General features: G+C 48.9%; 24 protein-coding genes. 21 read left to right on the plus strand and 3 right to left on the minus strand.

Going from position 1 to position 20,731, the window contains the following annotated elements; all coding sequences use genetic code 11:
• Positions 1-75 precede the first annotated feature (75 nt).
• The 7 genes from KQI75_RS00775 (at position 76) to KQI75_RS00805 (ending at position 6,306) form a co-directional block, all read left to right on the plus strand.
• Entirely contained in the window at positions 76-1,128 is a 1,053-nt protein-coding gene (locus KQI75_RS00775; RefSeq protein ID WP_216468782.1) for an oxidoreductase, read from the plus strand.
• A gap of 5 nt (positions 1,129-1,133) precedes the next feature.
• Positions 1,134-1,970, plus strand: coding sequence for an EcsC family protein (locus KQI75_RS00780; RefSeq protein WP_216468783.1), 837 nt, complete (start codon positions 1,134-1,136; stop codon positions 1,968-1,970).
• On the plus strand, positions 1,957-3,093 hold the full coding sequence (locus KQI75_RS00785) for a zinc metalloprotease (protein ID WP_216468784.1): 1,137 nt from the start codon (positions 1,957-1,959) through the stop codon (positions 3,091-3,093). Before KQI75_RS00780 ends, KQI75_RS00785 begins: the two co-directional genes overlap by 14 nt.
• A 70-nt stretch (positions 3,094-3,163) precedes the next feature.
• Positions 3,164-3,601 (plus strand): NfeD family protein, encoded by a 438-nt coding sequence (locus KQI75_RS00790; protein WP_246566344.1) that lies wholly within the window; start codon positions 3,164-3,166, stop codon positions 3,599-3,601.
• Between the two features lie 25 nt (positions 3,602-3,626).
• A complete protein-coding gene (locus tag KQI75_RS00795) occupies positions 3,627-4,520 on the plus strand; it encodes an SPFH domain-containing protein (protein WP_216468786.1) in 894 nt (297 codons plus the stop codon).
• A gap of 217 nt (positions 4,521-4,737) precedes the next feature.
• Positions 4,738-5,604, plus strand: a complete 867-nt coding sequence (locus tag KQI75_RS00800) for an SH3 domain-containing protein (RefSeq protein ID WP_216468787.1) — start codon at positions 4,738-4,740, stop codon at positions 5,602-5,604.
• A gap of 90 nt (positions 5,605-5,694) precedes the next feature.
• Complete coding sequence (locus tag KQI75_RS00805) at positions 5,695-6,306, plus strand: hypothetical protein (protein ID WP_216468788.1); 612 nt, start codon at positions 5,695-5,697, stop codon at positions 6,304-6,306.
• A gap of 41 nt (positions 6,307-6,347) precedes the next feature.
• On the opposite strand, the gene KQI75_RS00810 is transcribed toward KQI75_RS00805, so the two are convergent.
• Positions 6,348-6,599 carry a hypothetical protein gene (locus KQI75_RS00810; protein WP_216468789.1) on the minus strand — a complete coding sequence of 84 codons (252 nt, stop codon included), beginning with the start codon at positions 6,597-6,599 and terminating at the stop codon, positions 6,348-6,350.
• 41 nt (positions 6,600-6,640) lie between these two features.
• Here KQI75_RS00810 and KQI75_RS00815 point away from each other — a divergent pair, with 41 nt between their 5' ends.
• The gene (locus KQI75_RS00815) at positions 6,641-7,276 is read left to right on the plus strand and encodes an NAD(P)H-hydrate epimerase (RefSeq protein WP_216468790.1); all 636 of its coding nucleotides are present in this window, start codon (positions 6,641-6,643) and stop codon (positions 7,274-7,276) included.
• Positions 7,277-7,325: 49 nt separating this feature from the next.
• Here KQI75_RS00815 and KQI75_RS00820 read toward each other — a convergent pair whose 3' ends face one another.
• A complete protein-coding gene (locus KQI75_RS00820; RefSeq protein WP_216468791.1) occupies positions 7,326-8,510 on the minus strand; it encodes an iron-containing alcohol dehydrogenase in 1,185 nt (394 codons plus the stop codon).
• Between the two features lie 141 nt (positions 8,511-8,651).
• Between KQI75_RS00820 and KQI75_RS00825 the strand changes: the two genes are divergently transcribed.
• The 8 genes from KQI75_RS00825 (at position 8,652) to KQI75_RS00860 (ending at position 15,217) form a co-directional block, all read left to right on the plus strand.
• A complete protein-coding gene (locus KQI75_RS00825) occupies positions 8,652-9,062 on the plus strand; it encodes a hypothetical protein (RefSeq protein ID WP_216468792.1) in 411 nt (136 codons plus the stop codon).
• Between the two features lie 69 nt (positions 9,063-9,131).
• Entirely contained in the window at positions 9,132-9,914 is a 783-nt protein-coding gene (locus tag KQI75_RS00830) for a ZIP family metal transporter (protein WP_216468793.1), read from the plus strand.
• 14 nt (positions 9,915-9,928) lie between these two features.
• Entirely contained in the window at positions 9,929-10,231 is a 303-nt protein-coding gene (locus KQI75_RS00835; RefSeq protein ID WP_216468794.1) for a rhodanese-like domain-containing protein, read from the plus strand.
• A gap of 214 nt (positions 10,232-10,445) precedes the next feature.
• Complete coding sequence (locus tag KQI75_RS00840) at positions 10,446-11,459, plus strand: glycosyltransferase family 2 protein (protein WP_216468795.1); 1,014 nt, start codon at positions 10,446-10,448, stop codon at positions 11,457-11,459.
• Positions 11,460-11,624: 165 nt separating this feature from the next.
• Positions 11,625-12,548 (plus strand): acyl-CoA dehydratase activase-related protein, encoded by a 924-nt coding sequence (locus KQI75_RS00845; protein ID WP_216468796.1) that lies wholly within the window; start codon positions 11,625-11,627, stop codon positions 12,546-12,548.
• On the plus strand, positions 12,545-13,636 hold the full coding sequence (locus tag KQI75_RS00850) for a hypothetical protein (protein WP_216468797.1): 1,092 nt from the start codon (positions 12,545-12,547) through the stop codon (positions 13,634-13,636). Before KQI75_RS00845 ends, KQI75_RS00850 begins: the two co-directional genes overlap by 4 nt.
• A 3-nt stretch (positions 13,637-13,639) precedes the next feature.
• Positions 13,640-14,596, plus strand: a complete 957-nt coding sequence (locus KQI75_RS00855) for an acyl-CoA dehydratase activase (RefSeq protein ID WP_216468798.1) — start codon at positions 13,640-13,642, stop codon at positions 14,594-14,596.
• A 15-nt stretch (positions 14,597-14,611) separates the two neighbouring features.
• Positions 14,612-15,217, plus strand: coding sequence for an HAD family hydrolase (locus KQI75_RS00860; protein ID WP_216468799.1), 606 nt, complete (start codon positions 14,612-14,614; stop codon positions 15,215-15,217).
• Positions 15,218-15,268: 51 nt separating this feature from the next.
• Here the strand turns inward: KQI75_RS00860 and KQI75_RS00865 are convergent, their stop codons facing one another.
• Positions 15,269-16,180, minus strand: a complete 912-nt coding sequence (locus tag KQI75_RS00865) for a precorrin-6B methylase (RefSeq protein ID WP_216468800.1) — start codon at positions 16,178-16,180, stop codon at positions 15,269-15,271.
• A gap of 229 nt (positions 16,181-16,409) precedes the next feature.
• On the opposite strand from KQI75_RS00865, the gene KQI75_RS00870 reads away from it, so the two are divergent.
• The 5 genes from KQI75_RS00870 to KQI75_RS00890 all read left to right on the plus strand — a co-directional run bounded on the left by KQI75_RS00870 (position 16,410) and on the right by KQI75_RS00890 (position 20,727).
• Positions 16,410-17,153: an alpha/beta hydrolase gene (locus KQI75_RS00870; RefSeq protein WP_216468801.1), complete on the plus strand. Its 744-nt coding sequence runs from the start codon at positions 16,410-16,412 to the stop codon at positions 17,151-17,153.
• A 211-nt stretch (positions 17,154-17,364) separates the two neighbouring features.
• Positions 17,365-18,225 (plus strand): amino acid ABC transporter substrate-binding protein, encoded by an 861-nt coding sequence (locus KQI75_RS00875; protein WP_216468802.1) that lies wholly within the window; start codon positions 17,365-17,367, stop codon positions 18,223-18,225.
• An 84-nt stretch (positions 18,226-18,309) separates the two neighbouring features.
• Complete coding sequence (locus KQI75_RS00880; protein WP_216469286.1) at positions 18,310-18,963, plus strand: amino acid ABC transporter permease; 654 nt, start codon at positions 18,310-18,312, stop codon at positions 18,961-18,963.
• Between the two features lie 15 nt (positions 18,964-18,978).
• On the plus strand, positions 18,979-19,725 hold the full coding sequence (locus KQI75_RS00885) for an amino acid ABC transporter ATP-binding protein (RefSeq protein WP_281416164.1): 747 nt from the start codon (positions 18,979-18,981) through the stop codon (positions 19,723-19,725).
• A 255-nt stretch (positions 19,726-19,980) separates the two neighbouring features.
• Entirely contained in the window at positions 19,981-20,727 is a 747-nt protein-coding gene (locus KQI75_RS00890; protein WP_216468803.1) for an RsmE family RNA methyltransferase, read from the plus strand.
• Positions 20,728-20,731: the final 4 nt, after the last annotated feature.

Consider the following 20,731-nt stretch of genomic DNA (forward strand, 5'->3'; position numbering starts at 1 on the left):
TTTACGATTTTTTCACACACGGCAAGGAAAAACGTGGTAAACTAAAAGTACATTTTAGCTGCAAGGGGAAGAACGATGAAAAAACAAGTATCTGATACATTTTCTATTCGCAATACGATGATACGCAACCGCATCTGCGTGCCGCCGATGGTTGTGTACAATTGGTCGGACGGAAGCGGTTATGTCGACGACAAGCATGTGGAGCATTATCGGCAGTTGGCTCACGGCGGCGCAGGACTGATTATTCAGGAGGCCACCTGCGTGACAGCTGAGGGACAACTCGCACAGACGCAGCTTGGCATTTGGGAGGACGGACAAATTGCCGGTCTGCGGCGCATTACGCAGGCGGTGCATGCAGAAGGATGTCCGATTTTCGTGCAGATTCATCATGCCGGCATTGTCGGCATCGCAGAGCACGCGCTGTGTCCGAGCGCCTATCAGCTGGGCGACAAGACCGGCGCTGAGATGTCTGTGGAGCAGATTCATGCAATCCAGCAGGCATTTATCCGTGCGGCGCAGCGCGCCTATCAGGCAGGATATGACGGCGTAGAGCTGCACGGCTGCCATCGGTATCTGATGTGTCAATTTTTGAACCGCAGAGTGAATACACGTGCCGATGTATATGGCGAGCATCCGGAACAATTTGTGCTGGAGATTTTGGAAGGCATTCGCAAAACCGTGCCGGAGGATTTTGTCGTGGGCATTCGTTTGGGTGCGTTTGAGCCGACACTGGAGGACGGCATCCGCCATGCCAAGATTTTGGAACAGCATGGCATTGACTTTTTGGATATTTCGTATGGCTTTACCGAGGAGCAAGAGACGGAAAAACCGGCCGGATTCCCGTACAAAGATATTGTTTATGCAGCGGGCGAAATCAAAAAGCAGGTGTCCGTTCCGGTATTTGCCGTCAACGGCATCCGCACGCCGGAAGATGCGCGCGGTGCGCTGGAGCTGACACAGGTGGATATGATTGACGTCGGACGCGGTTCGCTGGCAAATCCGAACTGGACTGCGGATGCTCTGGCAGGACGCGAAACAGATACCTGTCTGGATTGCAGCGTGTGCCAGTGGCGGATTGATCCGGCACGGTGCGCCGGACGCCTGTTACATGAGAAAAGACAGAAGTGAGTGCGATGAGACGAAAGAGACAAAACATTTGGGAAGATGAGTGGGACGACCTGCGCAGACGCGAAGAAAAGTACATCTACAAAAACTGCGTGCAGGGAACCAAACTGTTTTCCAAGCTGCAAAAAATTGTTCCGAAAAACCTGCAGTCCAAACTGGACGCCGCATTTAGCAAGGCGTTCGAGGTGATATTTGACAAGGGCACGGGCGTCATTGAAAAGACCTATAACAAAGAAAAACGTCAGTCGGAATATGAAGTGCGGGAATATGCCGCCAAAATCCGAGAGGACAAACAAAATGTGCGTGCCTTTCGCAAAAAAGCAAGCGGGTATGCCAGAAAAAATCTGCTGTTTTCTTCGTTGGAAGGCATTGGATTTGGCTTGATTGGCTTGGGCTTGCCGGATATTCCGCTGTTTGTCAGTTTGACGCTGCGCAATTTGTATGAAATTTCTCTGTCGTTTGGGTATGACTATGACAACATGGAGGAGCGCTATTTTCAGCTGCGAATCATTGAAACGGCGCTGTATAGCGGCGATGAGATGCGTGCACGCGATGAGAGCATGAACGCGCTGTGTAAAAATATGTGCGGCAGCAAGCAGCAAAAGCCGGAAGATACAAAAAAACTGGCATTTGATCTCAAAGAGCAGATTCACCGCACAGCCAAAGCCCTGTCCGACGATATGCTGTATGCAAAATTCATTCAGGGGCAAATGCTGGTCGGCGTTATTGGCGGCGCCACCGATGTGACGGTACTCAAACGCATTACGGATTACGCCATGCTCAAATACCGAAGACGGTACTTGTTGGATAGGGAATGGAAGGAAGATGCGGATGCAGCGGAATAAAAGGAAATATACATGGGTCATGCCCGTATGCATGGTGATGTATGGCGTGTTTTTGGGCGCTGCTGTCGCTTGGTTTATGGATGACTGGGGCCTGTATGAAGCAGATACAGGAACGATGATTTTGTGTATCATTCATTTCGTGATTGCAATTGTTGGAACATATATTGTTCAGACAATGATACACGAAGTAGGTCACATGATATGCGGCTTATTATCTGGGTATCATGTTTGCTCCTTTCGTATTTTTTCTTTCGCATGGGTGAAGAAAGAGAAAATCTGTTTTCAGCGGATGTCTGTAGCAGGTACAAGCGGGCAATGCTTGATGGTACCGCCGGAATTGATTGATGGTAAAATGCCATTCGTGCTGTATAATTTGGGCGGCGTGATTGCGAATCTGCTCACTGCCGTTTTGTTGGGCATATATTATTGGTATTTTGTGTATGACTTTGACGAAGCGGTTATCATATGCAGTATGGTCATAACTGGAATGTTTTTAGTTTTGCAAAATGGTATTCCATTTCCCATGCAGATGATTGATAATGATGCCTGCAATACCGTATCACTGCTGCGAAATCCAGAGGCGGTACGCTCTTTTTGGGTGCAATTAAAAGTCAATGAATGGTCGATCAAAGGCGTCCGGCTGAAAGACATGCTGGCAGAGTGGTTTGCCGTTCCATGCGATGAGACTGCGACAGACAGCATGACAACGACGGTTGGTGTGTTGGCATGCAATCGCCTGATGGATGAAAAACGATTTGAAGAGGCAGAACAATGGATGCAGCATATACTCACATCCGATTGTGAAATGACAGGTTTGCAGCGCGGTCTTGTCCTTTGCAATTGCATATATCTGGAAGCAATTGCTGCCAATCGACAAGAGAGACTGCATGCATTATTGACGGCGCAGCAGAAGCGGTTCATGCGAAAAGCAAGCACGAATCTTTCTGTTATGCGGACGGAGTATGCATTGGCTTGCCGAGAGAATAAGCAAAAAGCGGATGCAATACAAACTCGATTTGAAGCATATGCGAAGAAATGTCTGTATCTAGCAGATGTTCAATCAGAACGGGAGCTGATAGAGATAGCAGAACAAAAAGCAATAGGAAAAGAGCCGGAATTGTAATCATCTTGTTGTGTACATTGCTGGACAAATATGGTATAGTTAACGGGAAGGGAGGGAATCTTCATTGACAATGACTATTTCTCCTATTTATATTTGGGTTGGCGTGCTGATTTTCTGTCTGGTGGCAGAAGCGTGCACGGTGCAGCTGATTACCATTTGGTTTGCCGTCGGTTCTGTCGGAGCGATGGCTGCCGCCGCTATGGGATTCGGCGAGACGGTGCAGCTCGGCGTCTGTCTGACAGTCGCGATTGTCATGCTGCTGTTGCTGCGGCCGGTTGTCCGCGGCAAGCTGCTGACAACGGTGGATCGGACAAATGCAGATCGGATTCTTGACCAAACGGCCATTGTCATTCAGACGATTGATGCGAAGCAGGAAATCGGACAGATTCGCCTGATGGGGCAGATTTGGAGCGCGCGTGCGGCTGACCCGAACGATTGCATTCCGGAAGGTGAGACGGTTGTTGTCACTGCGATTTCCGGTGTAAAAGCAATCGTCAAGAGAGCGTAGGCAAAACGAGAAGGAGGACAAATTTATGGTAGCAATCATTTTGATTTTGATTGTGTTGGTTGTATTGATTTCCAATATCAAAATCGTTCCGCAGGCAAAAGCGTATACGATTGAGCGATTGGGAGCGTATCGCGTCACATGGCAGACGGGTCTGCATTTTAAAATCCCGCTGATTGAGCGCGTCGCACGCCGTGTAACGCTCAAAGAGCAGGTGGTTGATTTTGAACCGCAGCCGGTTATCACCAAGGATAACGTTACTATGCAGATTGATACGGTTGTATATTTTCAGATCACAGATCCGAAGCTGTTTACTTATGGCGTAGAAAGTCCGATGGCGGCAATTGAAAACCTGACGGCAACAACGCTGCGAAACATCATCGGCGACTTGGAACTGGATGAAACACTGACATCCCGCGATGTCATCAACACCAAAATGCGCACGATTTTGGACGAAGCAACCGATGCGTGGGGCATTAAGGTCAACCGTGTGGAGCTGAAAAACATCATCCCGCCAAAGGCGATTCAGGAATCCATGGAGAAGCAGATGAAGGCAGAGCGCGAACGCCGCGAGGCCATTCTGGTTGCAGAAGGTCAGAAGCAGTCTGCGATTCTGGTTGCGCAGGGTGAAAAGGAATCTATGGTTCTGCGTGCAGATGCAAAGCGGGAAGCACAGATTAAGGAAGCACAGGGTCAGGCAGAAGCCCTGATGACCGTACAGAAGGCACTGGCGGACTCTCTGGTACTGCTCAATGAAGCAGCACCGAATGACAAGGTTCTTCGCCTGAAGGCGCTGGAAGCATTTACCAAGGCGGCAGACGGCAAGGCAACAAAGATTATCATTCCGTCGGAAATTCAGGGAATGGCAGGTTTGGCAACCTCTCTGCAGGAGGTATGGCAGACGCCAAGCCCGAAGGAATAGAAAATATACAACAAACAGCTGGCAGGACTGCTGGCTGTTTGTTCGTTTTGAGGCCAATGATATAGCATATATCAATCTAATAAGATTCAAAATTCGAAAGTTTTGCTGTTGATTCGAAACATTTCTCAAAATAGTTGAAAAAAACGTAAATATACATTATACTAAAAATGTCGATACTTGTTGATAGAAGATACGAACAGAAGAAGGAGGAGCCTTTATGTCTGAAGAACGATTTGCGTTCGGTCCGGAGGTCTTTGGGCTGGATGATCGAAAGAGCGTAGAAGCGGTCATTCATCTGCTGGATCGCACGTATGAACAGGCGCACGCCGAACAATCGGCAGAAGATGTGCTGTATGACTTCTGCATCGCATATTTGGAACAAGCGAAGAAACAGGAAACCTTGTCGGAAGAGGATGCGAATAAGCGTCTAAAGGTCATTGTACAATGGTACGCACAGCATGCGCGCACGGCAAGCGGAGAGCAAATTATTCCGGAAGAAGCGGCAAAGGACATTCAAGATAATTGGGATGAATGGCTGCATGGACCGGAACCGTTGTTTTCCGGACTGTTCCGCAAAAAACGCAGAGAAAAACACGTGTCTGTGGATGAAACATCGGAAGAACCTGCACAGGAAGCACCGAAAGCAGAGAAACACATGCATCACGAACCGCGTGTGCATATACCCTCGCATGGTGCAAAAGTGGCACTGGTTGTTGTCGGCATGATTGTCTGTTTTCTCGTTGGCATGGCTGCCGGATGGGGACTGAGCAATTCCGGAAAAATGGTGCAGCTGACAATTGGACAGTCGGCGTCACAAAGTGATGAATCTGCCGATAAAACCGAAGAAAGCGCAAAAGAAAATGTTGCCGTGATGAAGTGGGGCATGAACGTTCGCAGTGAACCGACCACGAAAACGGAAAAGAATATTTTAGCTGCGCTCAAAAAGGGAGATACCATTACTATTTTGAGCAAGGCAGATGACGATGGCTGGATTAAGATTTCCAGCACAGATGAAGATGGAAATGTCATCTCCGGATATATGCAGTCGGTATATGACGGAGAAACCGTATATACCATGAAATAAGCGCAGAAGCATGCGGCAGCCTGCCGCATGCTTCTTTCGTGTATAAACAGCTCCGATATGGCATAGGCTGTAGACAGGAGCGTGTTATATATGCAGATGTGCTGGAAAAAGATTGGTATTGGAGTCGCCGTGTGCTTGGCGATAGGCATTGTGGCAATGAGCAGAAGTGTGGGAAGGGACGCGCCCGAACACACACCGGGAAATACAGAGATACAAGAACATACGACTGCGCACCAACAACCGGTGCAGACACAGACGTCGCACATGTATGACAGTGCGTTTTTCGTATCCCTGATACAGGATACGTGTGAACAGGTGCTGCCGCTGACAAATCTTTCCGTTGAAATCCAAGAAGATGGTGTTCTCGCTGTATCCGGACTCCTGCAAAAAGAACAGGCGAAAAAGCTATTGGAACAGCAGACGGACAGCATTTCCAAGTCCTATGCGGCTGTGTTACAGATGCTGCCGCAAGCGCTGCCGGTATCCTGCAAGCTCCAAATACAAGCACAGGATGGAACGGCGGCGTGGACGATGCTACAGCTTTCCGCAGCATCTATGGAATTGCCGAATGCATGGATGCAGACAGACATGATCGAACCATTGGAACATCGGTTTCGTGCAGAGCTAGACAAAACATTTTCTTCCATTTCTTCGATTGAAACCAAAGATGGTGTGCTGTGTATTTCGGGAGAGTGCAAATAAAATAGCCTGCGCAAAGCAGGCTATTGCCGGAAAATCCGGTATTAAAATGTTGCTTGAAACATATCGGCGGCTTCCATCGCCTCCATGAGAGAATCGCAGCGGCGATAGCCGAATTGTCTGCACCAAATTTCGGTTTCTTCAAAATCGGATAACTGCCCTTCGTCAGCCAAATCCGGATCCCATTCGTCCTCGTCGCAGACGCGGGCATACAGCTCGCATTCTTCTTCGTCATAGACGAGAAAAACACCCCAGCCAGTGGAGGGACAGATAAATACGTCTGTCATCATTTTCATGCAATATCAATCCTTTCGCAGTCAAAAATAGGAGGTATATCATGCGCGTTGTTACCGTTGCACAAATGAAACAAATCGAGAAGCTTGCGGATGCCAATGGCGTTTCCTATTATCAAATGATGGAAAATGCCGGAACGGCAGCCTATCGCATTCTTCGGCAGCGTGTGCCGCATGCAAAGCACATTGCCGTAGTTGCGGGAAAAGGAAATAATGGCGGAGACGGCTTTGTCATGGCGCGTCTCGCGGCACAAGATGGTCTGTCAGTCACGGTTGTTCTCGCGGAGGGAGAGCCGGTGACGCGCGATGCAAAGACCAATTATGCGTTGCTGCATGCACTGCCGGTTACCATCCAGACCGCAGACACGGTACGCAGTATTCATGCAGATGTTGTGGTTGATGCGCTGTATGGCACCGGTTTTCACGGTTCTCTGCGTCCGTCCGGACAAAAAGCCTGTGATTTCATGCGGACATCCGGCGCATATGTTCTCGCGCTGGATGTGCCGAGCGGATTGCAGGCGGATACTGGAATTGCGGCAGATGGCGCAGTCAAAGCGCAGTGTACGGTCGCATTTGATTCGTTCAAACAGGTACATATTGCACCGGCAGCAGCGGCGTTTTGCGGTACCGTTGTGCTGGCAGATATCGGCGTACCGGATGCTTGTCATCCGCATGCGTAACCAAAGACATCCAGCTCAAGTACGAGCTGGATGTTTTTTTGCTGCCATATTATTTCACGGCTTTTTTGTAAATCTCATAAATTGCTTCTTTATCCAAAACAACAAATTGGCCGATGGTTCGTGTGTCCATGAACGTGCACTTGTAAGCGAGTTCGTGCAGATCCTCATCGGACGGCGTGATGCCCATCTCAGAGATACGTGTCGGCATGCCGATCGAGTGGAAGAAATTCTCCATCGCATCAATGCCGCGGTTGGCAGTTTCTACATCGTTTGCACCGGCTTCCACACCGAGGACGCGTGTAGCAAACTTGGCAAATCGTGCAGGATTAGCTGGCATAACAGTTCGTGCCCAGCTGCTCCATACTGCGCACAGGCCAGCGCCATGTGCAATGTCGTATTTACCGCCCAGCTCATGTTCCAGCTGATGGCACGACCAATCTCCGCCGTCTGTGCCACATCCGGTCAGACCATTGTGCGACAGACTGCTTGCCCACATCAAACCGGCGCGCGCATCATAATCCTGCGGATTTTTCAGCGCCGCCTGTACATCCCGCATGACCGAACGCAGCAGACCTTCCGCCAACTCATCCGTCAGACCCATCGGATCGCTCTCTGCGGTGAAATAACGCTCCATCGTGTGCATCATAACGTCGGAAGCACCGCTGGCGGTCTGGTAATCCGGCAGGGTATATGTGATGGTCGGATCCATAACGGCAAATCGGCAGCGGCAGCATTCGTTGTTTAAACCGCGCTTGAGCCATCCGGCCTCGTTGGTGATGACAGAGGAATTGCTCATTTCACTGCCCGCTGCGGCAATGGTCAGGACGGTACCGACCGGCGTGCAGGAGGTTGGTATTTTTTTCTTGAGATAATAATCCCAAACGTCACCGGGATTGGCGAGACCGTAGCCGATTGCCTTGGAGGAGTCGATGACAGAACCGCCGCCGACGGCCAGAATAAAGTCGACACCTTCTTTGCGGCACAAGTCAATGCCCTCCCGCACCAGACTCAGACGCGGATTTGGCACAACGCCGCCCAGCATAACATATGCGACGCCGGACGCATCCAAAGACTGTGAAACACGGTCGAGCAAACCACTGCGCTTGGCACTGCCGCCGCCATAATGAATCAGGACCTTTTTGCATCCCTGCTCGGCAACCAGTGCACCTACTTTTTCAACAGAATCCTTGCCAAAGACCACGTGGGTCGGCGTATTGTACTCAAAACTGCGCATACAACATTCCTCCTGTCCGCATGTTCCCTTGTGTTTGGTGTATAGCATTATCATAGCATATTTACGCGAAAAAGACAATTGACAGACTTTGCGTTTTCCGTTACGATAATCGTGACAGAAATCATAGAAAAGGAGAATGATATGAGTTGTTCAAAGAGCTGCGGAAAAGACTGCGGCAAAAATCATTGTGGGGCTTGCTGCGGCGGAGCGTGTCATTCTTTGACGCTGGTTCCGGCAGAATATGCGTTGCTGCAGACGTTTGCTGTGACACCGTTTTTGCCGGTTGCCGCCAGCTGGAATTTAAAAACACCGATTTATTTGGAGGATTCGGAGTTTTCACAGGAAGAATACAGCTGGGCAGTCCAGGCCTTGGCGCTGAAGGGCTTGGTTCGCATAGATTATGATATTCCGCTGGGAAAGTTTGATTATTCGGCGTATCGTTCGTACCCCATGCACGGAAGCATGGCGCTGACAGCCGCCGGACAGGATATTGTGGAGCAGCTGGCGATTCAAGATATTACGCCTATTGACAAAAGCGAGAGAATGAACTAAAATGTGGATAAAAATAGTATAGTTTATTTTGTGCTCAGATGAATCCATCTGTTAGAAATTGAGGAAAACATGTCAATAGAAGTCGTACAGGGAATTCTGATTCCGTTTGCCGGAACTTCATTGGGTGCGGCCTGCGTTTTTTTCATGCAGCGAACCCTGCGGCCGATTGTTCAGCGCGCCTTGACCGGATTTGCGGCAGGCGTCATGGTAGCGGCCTCCATTTGGAGTTTGTTGATTCCGGCTATGGAACAGTCTGCGCCAATGGGCAAGCTGTCATTTCTTCCGGCTGTCGCGGGGTTCTGGATCGGCGTTTTGTTTTTGCTGGTTTTGGATCGCATCATTCCGCATCTGCACATGGGAAGCAGTGAAGCGGAAGGCCCTTCGGTGAGCCTGAAGCGCACGACCATGCTGGTCTTTGCGGTTGTGCTGCACAACATTCCGGAAGGCATGGCGGTCGGCGTTGTATACGCCGGTTGGCTGGCAGGAAGTTCTGGATTGACTTTGATGGGTGCGATGGCTTTGTCCATCGGCATTGCCATTCAGAACTTTCCGGAAGGCGCTATTATTTCCATGCCGCTCCGTGCGGAAGGCATGGGAAAGGGGAAAGCCTTTGTTTGCGGCGTGCTGTCCGGTGCCGTGGAACCGATTGGCGCATGGATTACCATTTTGGCAGCAGAACACATTGTTCCGTGGCTTCCGTATTTGCTCAGCTTTGCGGCGGGCGCAATGATGTACGTCGTTGTGGAAGAGCTGATTCCGGAAATGTCGGAGGGACGGCATTCCAATGTGGGAACCTTGCTGTTTGCCGTAGGCTTTACCTTGATGATGACGTTGGATGTTGCACTGGGATAAAGGGAGGCGTGTATATGCAGATATATCGTAAAACAACGCAGCAAATGATGGCGGATACAAGAGACAAATTGATTTTGGATCTGCGAAAGAACAGAGAATTTCGGCTGGGAACCATTCCGGGCGCGGTGCATATCTATTGGGAAGATCTGCAAAATCAGATGCAGGAGCTGCCAAAGGACAAGCCGATTTATATGATGTGCTATACCGGAGAAACCAGCGATGAATTTGCACAGTGGATGCAGGAGCACGGCTGGGAAGCGTACAGCATAGAGGACGGCTACCGAGGATTTTATCGTTGGCAGATTACACAGGAATAACAGACAGAAAAGCCTTCCGGCGGGAAGGCTTTTTTTACACCTATCGGGATAATCGACACGAAATCTTAATACCCAAATTGCCAGAAATACGCTATACTAAGAGCATATATGCGCGGATATGCGCGCAAAGACTTGCAAATGGTCGAAAAATGCTTTACAATAGGAAGAAATTTGTAACCATGTAAGAATACGTGTGAGGATGAGAAAAAATCAAATGAAACTGTTGAGTTTTGCTGTTCCGTGCTACAATTCGGAAGCGTATATGGAAAAGTGTATTGAGTCTCTTTTGCCGGGCGGGAAAGATGTGGAAATTTTGATTGTTGACGACGGCTCGTCAGATCGAACGGCGGAAATTGCAGACGCGTATGCAGAACGGTATCCGGGCATCATTCGCGCAATTCATCAGCCAAACGGCGGCCATGGCGCGGCAGTCAATACCGGCTTGAAAAACGCCGCGGGTATCTATTTTAAGGTGGTCGACAGCGATGACTGGCTGGATCGCGATAGCTATTTGCGCGTGCTCAAGCGCCTGCGGACACTGATCAAGCTGAATACACTGCCGGATATGTTCCTCGCCAATTATGTGTATGAGAAGGAAGGCAGCAAGCACAAGAAGGTCATGCGTCAAAAGGGCTTTCCGAAAGAGAAAATGTTCGGGTGGGACGATGTCGGACATTTGGTCAAGGGACATTATATTTTGATGCATTCGGTCATTTACCGCACGCAGATGCTGCACGACTGCGGATTGCAGCTGCCGGAACATACCTTTTACGTTGACAATATTTACGTGTACAAACCGCTGCCGTATGTCAACAACATGTACTACATGGATGTGGATCTGTATCGGTATTACATTGGACGAGAGGATCAGTCGGTCAACGAGCAGACGATGATTCGGCGCATTGACCAGCAAATTCGCGTCAATAAAATCATGTTTGCGGATGTCAATTTGCTGGCGGTCAAAGATAAAAAATGCCGCCGATACATGTTTAATTATCTGGAAATTGTCACGACCATTACCGTGACATTGGCGATTTTATCCGGCACAAAGGAAAATCTGAACAAGCGCGATGAGCTGTGGGCGTATATGAAACAGACGGATAGACAGCTGTATAACAAGCTGCATCACAGCGTCATCAGCCGATACATGAACCTGCCGGGAAGAACGGGACGGTTCTTAGGCAAAGTAGCATATCGCATTTCCCGCAAAGTCTACGGATTTAACTAAATAAACAGATAAAAAGTGTCTCTGAGAGTGTTCGGAGACACTTTTGGTATTTATTTCCAATAATGTACAAAATTTCCTTCTATCAGAAGAAAGTTGACAACCGGTTTTGTGATGCCTATAATGTAGTTTGTATAAAAATTCAAAAGATTGGTGGAAGACAAATACATGAGTAATTTGAAAATCGGTCTGCCGCGCGCCATGCTGTACCATCGGTATTCGATGTTGTGGACAGTGTTCTTCCAGCAGCTGGGCGCAGAGGTAGTAACCAGTCGGCCGACGGACAAAGAAATTTTGGATCAGGGTACCGCACTGTGTGTGGATGAAGCCTGTCTGTCCGAAAAGATTTATCTGGGACATGTGAAATCACTGATAGGCACGTGTGACTATATTCTCGTGCCGCGCATCAGCAACTTCGGGCACAAGCATATGATGTGTGTGCGCTTTGAAGCGATGCCGGACATTGTCAAAAATGTATTCCGCGATGTTCCGCAGAAGTTTTTGACGTATAATTTGGACGTGCTGCAAAAACAGGATGAGAAATCTGCCTTTTACGGCATGGGAAATCAGCTCGGGTTTGACAAAAAGACCATCAAAAAAGCCTATGCAACGGCAAAGGCTGTGGAACAGCGCGCATGGAAAAAGCAGCTGGCAGAGCAGGAGAACCTGTACAAGTCTGCGGGCACGAAAATCCTTGTTGCAGGTCACAGCTATGTTATAGAAGATCCGTTTTTGGGAAAGCCGGTCATGGATGTCCTGCGCAAGCTGGATGTCACGCCGATTCGAGCGGATATTACCGAACGCGAAGCCGCGTCCAAACGCAGTACCATACTTTCCCCGACGATTAAGTGGGAGCTGAACCGTGAAATCGTCGGCAGCCTGATGGCAAATAAAAGCAAGGTGGACGGCATCATTTTGCTCAGTGCGTTTCCGTGCGGACCGGACTCTATGATTGACGAGATGATTCAGCGCCGCATGAAGGGCGTTCCGATTCTCACATTGACGCTGGACGCGCAAAGCGGAACCGCGGGCGTGGAAACCCGATTGGAAAGCTTTGTCGACATCATTCACTTTAAGGAGGGAACATTATGACACCGGTAGAAATTCCGTCTACGTCAAATCAGAAAAAAATTATGTTCCCGCGCATTGCCCATTACAGCGGCGTGATTCGCTATTTTATCGAAGTCTGCATGGGACAGAAATACATTCTGCCGCCCAAAATGACGCGGCATACGCTGGAAATCGGCGCGCGATACAGTCCGGACACGGTCTGTACACCGTTTAAGAGCACGCTGGGATGCATGATTGAAGCGCTGGATTCGGGCGCAGATACGCTGATGATGTCACACGGTCTGTGCCGTCTGGGGTATTACGGCGAATTACAGGAGCAGATTCTTCGAGACCTCGGCTATGAATTTGATTTTATCAATCTGGCTGCATACAGCACAGGAAAGAAAAAGGATTTATTGAAAGTCCTCAAGCGTATCAATCCGAAAGTAAAGTATACGCGTATCATCCCCGGAGCAATGGATGCGCTCAAGCTGCTGGAATACATTGATGAAGTGACGGACGAATATTATCAAAACTGTGGATTTGACCCGTCCGGTGCGTATAAAAAAGCATATAAGCAGTTCCTGCGGGAGACAGAGCGCGTATCGTCCCGACAGGATATTGACCGCATCTATCGGGAAGTAAAGAAGGTATTCAGCGACACGCCGCTGGATAAACCGGCGGAACCGCTGCGTGTCGGCATTGTCGGTGAGTTCTTTACGGTTATGGATCCATTTTCCAATTTGGATTTGGAACAGACCATCGCAGATATGGGCGTGGAAGTACATCGTTGGATGAATGTATCCAACCGCATGGTGCATTATCCGGGCGAAAAGAACATGAATGCAAAGATCAAAGATCTGTGCACGTATGAAATGGGACCAACGTCTACGGCAAATATTTGGGCTGCGCGGGAGTACGCGCGCCGAGGATTTGACGGCATTATCCATGTGAAATCTGCCGGATGCACGCCGGAGATTGATGTCATGCCGGTCTTGCAGACCATCGGCGCGGAAGAAAAGATTCCGATTCTGTATTTGACCTATGATGTACAGACCGGCGAAGCGGGTCTGATGACAAGACTGGAAGCATTTTATGATATGATTGCAATGAGAAAGGATGTATTTTAACGGATGGGACGTCAACATGCATATCTTGGAATCGATGTCGGTTCCATTTCCACCAAAGGCGTGATTATAGATAAACAGAACAATATTTTGGCGAGCGCATATATCTGGACACAGGGAGATCCGATTGGCGCCGTAAAGAAGCTTGTTGCACTGCTGGAAAAGCAGTTCGACAAGCAACAGTACAAAGTCGTGGCAACCGGCACCACAGGCAGTGCGCGCAAGCTGGTCGGCGTTATTGTCGGCGCGACCATGGTAAAGAACGAAATTACCGCGCACGCTGTCGGCACGACGACATTTTATCCGGAGGTTCGCACGATTTTGGAAATCGGCGGTCAGGATTCGAAAATTATTCTGGTAGAAAATGGCGTGGCGGTAGATTATGCGATGAATACGCTGTGCGCGGCCGGAACCGGCGCATTCTTGTCCAGTCAAGCAAAGCGTCTGGGCATTGAGGTGGAGGATATTGGCGAGTATGCGCTGAAATCCAAGCATCCGACACAAATCGCCGCTCGATGCACGGTGTTTGCGGAAAGCGATTTGGTGCATAAGATTCAGATGGGTCATCCGCGTGAGGACATCATTGCCGGTGTATGCAACGCAGTTGCGGCCAACTATATGAACAATGTTGGCAAGGGAAAAAAGATTGCAAGTCCGGTCGTATTCCAAGGTGGCGTTTCCAAGAACAAGGGCGTTGTGGCGGCGTTTGAAAAGCTGCTTGGCTGCGATGTCATCGTTGACCAGAACGGCCATCTGATGGGCGCGCTCGGCGCGGCAATTTTGGCGCGCCGAAGCAACAAACGGCAGGAATTTGACTTTGCCATGGAAGAGATGGAATTTTACACCAGAGAAGCAAGCTGCGGACGCTGTCCGAATAACTGCGAGATTATCTGTGTATTCCGCGATGGCAAGCTGATTGACAGCTGGGGCAATCGCTGTGAGCGAGGCGAAGTAAAGCGATAATATGGGAGGTGCAGGATGATAGATACCGTTCTTTTTGATATTGGAACCGTTCTGGTTGAGTTTCAGTGGCAGCAGTATCTGTGCCGCATGGTGGCAGACCCCAAAGAACGGCAAATGATTGATGATGTCATGTTTCAGAGCGGCTTGTGGGATGAGGTTGACCGCGGCGTATGGACGGAACAGGAAGTGCTGGATGCATTTTTTGCCCGCGTTCCGCAGTATCGGGAAGATATTCAGCGCATCTATGACAACATCGGCACAAGCCTGATTAAAAATGCGTATGCGGACAATTGGATTGATGAGATGAAGGCGCGGGGACTGCGCGTATTGTTTTTGTCCAACTATGCGCGGTATATCATCGACAAAGTGCCGGAGAGCTTTACCTTTTTGGAAAAAATGGACGGCGGCGTTTTTTCCTGTGATGTACATCTGCTCAAGCCGGATCCGGCGATTTATCAGACCTGCTTGGAGCAGTATCAGCTGACTGCAGAGCGCTGTCTGTTTATTGATGACAGAAAGGACAACTGTGAGGCGGCGCAGAAGTTTGGCATTCATACGGTACATTTTCAGACGTTTGAGCAAGCGCACGCGGACGCACAGCGCTTGCTGGAACAGGTATAACAAAAGGCAGAGCATAAAATCATGCTCTGCCTTGGTTTTTAGATATGTAGTTTAGCCCTCACCGTTTGCCTTGCCGGAAATAATCCACGGCGCAGGCTGCGTCTCGAAGTTGTGCTTTTGATTGAGGTGAGAGACAGCGATTTGAATGATCTCCACATCAATGATTCCCATCTTTTTGCACAGCTCAGACATGCTGGCGGCAACGCCGAAATCCAATGTATAGATGACAAATTCCATATTTGGATTGAGCTTGAGCAGACATGCCATTTCCTGTTCCATGCTGGCAGATGCAACAAGCATCGTCACATCCGGAACCGGAAGATTTTGGAAGGTCTCATCGTCCACATGATCCACGATAGAAACGTTGTTGAGACCGAACTGACTGACATTGTCCTCCAGCGTCTTGCGGTCATGTTTGTTGTACTCGACAGCGATGACCGTGCCTTCTGCTGCGAGATTTGCGGCTTCCACGGCGATGGATTCACCGGAAATCACACAGATATTTTTTTGCACATCAATCTGCATCTTGCTCAGGATGACAGCGCGAATTTCTGCGCCGACGTAACGAACAGAGCCGTATGCAAAGGATTGATTGCTCATGCCGAAGCGGAACGTGCTGCGGGCATTCGGATTGAGAATCAGCATGCCGGCGGACGCATTGATGCCGCGATCCATCATGTCATAGACCTTGTTTTGCTTGATGGGACCGGATGGCTCGCTGCCTTCGTTGTAGATGACCGTGCATTCGCCCAGACCTGCGTTGAACATCCGATAGAAAATATCCGGATGGCCAGCCTCGGTAAACACAAGCGTAGAACGATGCGATTCTACCGTTGGAATCAGATTTTTATTCTTTCGCGTAATATCCAGAATCTTGACACGCTCCAGATCGACGTTTGCCTGATCGGAAAAATACTGAAGCCATGCCAGAATGTGGGCATTGGTAAAAAGATTGTTTTCCATGATAAAACAACTCCTTTGCACTTAATTTCTTATATCATATCATACTTTTGTTATAAATGCACTAGAAAATCAAAAAAAGTACGAATAAATTGTGCGAAGTTGGGAGAATACTTGGATATTTGCGAAAAAACACATAGAACGCACAGTAATTCTGGAAAAGCGAGGAAATCTGTGGTAAACTAGTTCTAAATATCAACAGATATGTGTGAAGAGGGAGAGCATACATGCGATGAACAAACGACAACGACTGCTCTGGCCAATCCATGCCATGCTCATTGGTTTGGTTATCATCTGCGTTATATCTATGGGAAAATATATTCATAATTATTATCATGCAACGGCACAAGCGCAGGCAGTGCTGGAGCATCCGGAGGTCACGGTTGAGCAAATCAACAGTCGAACGCTTGCTTTTATTCCGGAGCAGCCAAAGGCGGCATTGATTTTCTATCCGGGGGGAAAGGTTGAGTACACCGCGTACGCGCCGCTGATGCAGGAGTTATCCAAGCAAGGATTTCTTTGTCTATTGGAAAAGATGCCGGTAAATCTTGCTGTGCTGGACATCACGGCGGCGGATGGACTGCGCGAGAAGTTTCCGGACATCGAGAAATGGTACATCGGCGGTCATTCTCTGGGCGGATCTATGGCGGCCATTTATGCATCCAGACACGCAGATCAATTAGACGGATTGGTCTTGCTTGCGGCCTATTCCACGGCGGACTTACGGCGAACCAAACTGAAAACACTGTGCATTTATGGCAGCAATGACGGCGTCATGAACCGTGACAAATATAGAGGATACAAAGGTAATTTGCCGGTGTATTATGCAGAAACGATTATTAGCGGCGGAAATCATTCCTATTTCGGCAGTTACGGACAGCAGGGCGGAGATGGCACTGCAAGCATAAGCAATGAAGAACAAATGGCGGTAACCGCGAGCATTTGCCGCAGTATTTTCTTGGAAAACGATAGTTGATGAAAATCATACGCCATGTAAAGCGATTTGGCTTTACATGGCGTATTGCTGTTTGAGACGCATCCCACAGGTTTTAGACAAAATATTAGAGGGAAAATCACAATTACATATTGACTTTATCGTGCTAAAAGAATAAAATATAACATGTACTTGGCATAGCGGAATCATATATGACGTTTTGCCTATCATGAACTTTTAGGAGAAAGAAAATATGAAACTGAAAAAGATTGCAGCCATGCTGATGGCTGGCGTGATGTGTATTGGTCTCATGGCCGGATGCGGCTCGTCTGATAAAAACGCGCAGACGGATTCTACCGACCCGAAGGATCGCACCCAGCTGACTGTTGGTTTTGACGCAGAGTTCCCGCCGTATGGATATAAGAACGGCGATGATTATGAAGGTTTTGACTTGGATCTGGCACAGGCCGTTTGCGATTACTACGGCTGGAAGCTGGTAAAGCAGCCGATCGACTGGGATTCCAAGGATATGGAATTGAGCGGCGGTTCGATTGACTGCATTTGGAACGGCTTCACGATGAACGGCCGCGAGGATGACTATACATGGTCGAAGCCGTACATTGATAACTCGCAGGTCGTTGTTGTCAAGAAGGATTCTAATATCACCAGCATTGACGGTCTGTCCGGTGTCATCATGGACGTACAGGCAGATTCCTCTGCACTGGCTGCGCTTCAGGGTGACGATGCAACGGATGTCGGCAAGCAGATTGCTTCTTCTGTCGGCCAGCTGGTACAGGTATCCAACTATAACACCGCATTTATGGATTTGGAATCCGGTGCAGCAAATGCCATTGCCATGGACGTTGGCGTAGCAAATTATCAGATTGCAAATCGCGGCGCTGATAAATACACGATTCTGGATCAGAAGATTTCCTCTGAACAGTATGCCATTGGCTTCAAGAAGGGCAATGACACCCTGCGCGATCAGGTGCAGACCGCATTGGATGCGCTGGAAAAGGACGGCACACTGGATAAGATTGTAAAGGAATGGTCCGAGAAGGACGATGGCGCATATAGTTTCCTGTCTGAAACTTGGTGCTTGAACAAGCAGTAACACTCGCTTGGTTTTTGTTAACAGAGCGGCGGAGAATCCTTTTCCGCCGCTTTTTATTTCTATCATGAAGAAAGAGGGCACATGATGCAATACTTTATTTCTGTTGTGCAGGAGATCGGCGCAGGTATTTCTTCCTCGCTGCTGCTGTTTGTCCTGACATTGATTTTTTCTATGCCGCTCGGCCTGCTGGTATGTTTTGGACGCATGTCCAAAATCAAGCCGCTGTCCATGGTGTTTAACTTTGTGATTTCGGTTCTGCGCGGTACACCACTGATGCTGCAGCTGGTCGTTGTCTTTTTTGGCCCGTACTATGTATTTGGCATGAATGTATCCAATACATGGCGTTTTTGGGCGGCAATCGTCGGCTTTTCCATCAACTATGCAGCGTATTTTGCAGAGATTTATCGTTCCGGTATTCAGGCAATTCCAAAGGGACAGTATGAAGCGGCGGAAGTGTTGGGCTATACCAAGACACAGACGTTCTGCAAGATTATTTTTCCGCAGATGGTCAAGCACGTTCTTCCGCCGGTCACCAATGAAATTATTACACTGACAAAGGACACATCGTTGGCATTTGTTTTGGCATATGCAGAGATGTTTACGCTGGCAAAGCAGGTTGCAGCGTCTGACGCATCCATTGCACCGCTGTTTGTTGCAGGCTTGTTCTATTACGTGTTCAACTATGTGGTTGCATTTGTTATGGAACGTTTGGAGCGCAAGCTCGCATATTACCAGTAAAGAGGAGGGAATATCATGAAACTGCTGGAAATCAATCATTTGAAAAAATATTTTGGCGAACTGGAAGTTCTCAAGGATATTTCTATGAGCGTGGAAGAAGGCGAGGTTGTTTCCATCATCGGCCCGTCCGGCTCCGGTAAATCGACCCTGCTCCGCTGTGCAACCATGCTGGAAACAATGAATGGCGGCGATTTGCTGTACGGCGGCACAGCGGCTGTCAAAAACGGTACCTATGCCAACAAAGAACAGTTGGCAAAAATCAAAGAGTTTTACGGACTCGTGTTCCAGAATTTCAACCTGTTTCCGCATTATTCTGTCATGAAAAACCTGATTGATGCACCGGTGCATGTGCAAAAGCGCAGCAAAGGTGAAGTGATGGAAGAAGCCAAGCAGCTGCTGGAGGATGTCGGTCTGGCAGATAAAGCGGATGCATATCCGTGTCAGTTATCCGGCGGACAGCAGCAGCGCGTTGCGATTGCTCGCGCATTGGCAATGCATCCGCAGATGCTGTTTTTCGATGAGCCGACTTCGGCGTTGGATCCGGAACTGACCACGGAAGTGCTGAAGATTCTGCGTCAGCTGGCAGAGAAAAAAATGACGATGGTCATTGTCACACATGAGATTGACTTTGCGCGTGCAGTATCCGACCGTGTCATCTTTATGGCAGACGGATATATTGTGGAAGAGGGAGCACCGGCGGACGTGATCGACAACCCGCGCAACCCGCGTACACAGGCATTTCTGCGTAAGGTGCAGCGATAAGACAATATTTCAGAAAAAATTATTCAAGCAACCGAAAGGGCTTGTTGTCTGTGAATTGCAGGCGGCAGGCCCTTTATCTTTGCCTTTATCGTTATACAGCAGGCAGGCCAGACAGTAAACACTCGATTTTCAATCCGCGCGCAAAAGAAAAGAGCCAAAGCACCGCTTTTTCTTCACACATACAATTGCGTCTATAGAGAAAATATGCTATGGTAAAAGAGAATACATTCAGATTTATCAAAAGGAGTGGAGCATATGCCGCACCGTTACTTTACAACCGAAATCGCCGATGGAACTGCTTTTTTACGAGGCAAAGACGCACATCATTTGGCTCGTGTCATGCGCGCAAAACTTGGCGAAACCGTCATTCTGTGCGATGGAAATGCAGTTGAATACACCGCACATATCACCGGATTTCCGGAAGATGCTGTCGAATTTTCCGTAGAGGAAGGATACCCAAGCACCGCAGAACCAAACATCACGGTCACCTTGTACGCCGGATACCCCAAACAGGACAAGCTGGAAGAAATCATTCAGCACGGCGTAGAATTGGGCTGTGCGCGCTTTATCCCGTTTTTTAGTCGATACTGCGTCGCAGCTCCCAAAAAAGAGGAGCAAAAAAATACGCGATACAACCGCATTGCCGCTGAGGCCGCCAAGCAATGCGGCAGAGGTATTTTGCCCGAGGTTTGTATGCCGTTGAAAAACTTTGCTGCCGTCTGTGCCGATTGGGCACAGTATGATTTGGTTCTGTTCTTTTACGAATGCGGCGGGGAATCTCTGCATACATTGCTGAAGCAATTGCCGGAGAAAGACAACGGCGACTGTTTAAAAATCGCCGTTGTTACCGGCTCGGAAGGCGGATTTGCCGCAGAAGAAGCACAAGCGGCGGCACAAGCAGGCGCCAAAACGGTCGGGCTCGGTCCGCGCATTCTTCGTTGTGAGACCGCACCGCTGGCAGCACTCTCTGCCATTATGACGCTGACAGGAAACCTGGAATGATGCT

This window comes from Butyricicoccus intestinisimiae (assembly GCF_018918345.1).
In the GTDB taxonomy this organism is placed as follows: domain Bacteria; phylum Bacillota; class Clostridia; order Oscillospirales; family Butyricicoccaceae; genus Butyricicoccus_A; species Butyricicoccus_A intestinisimiae.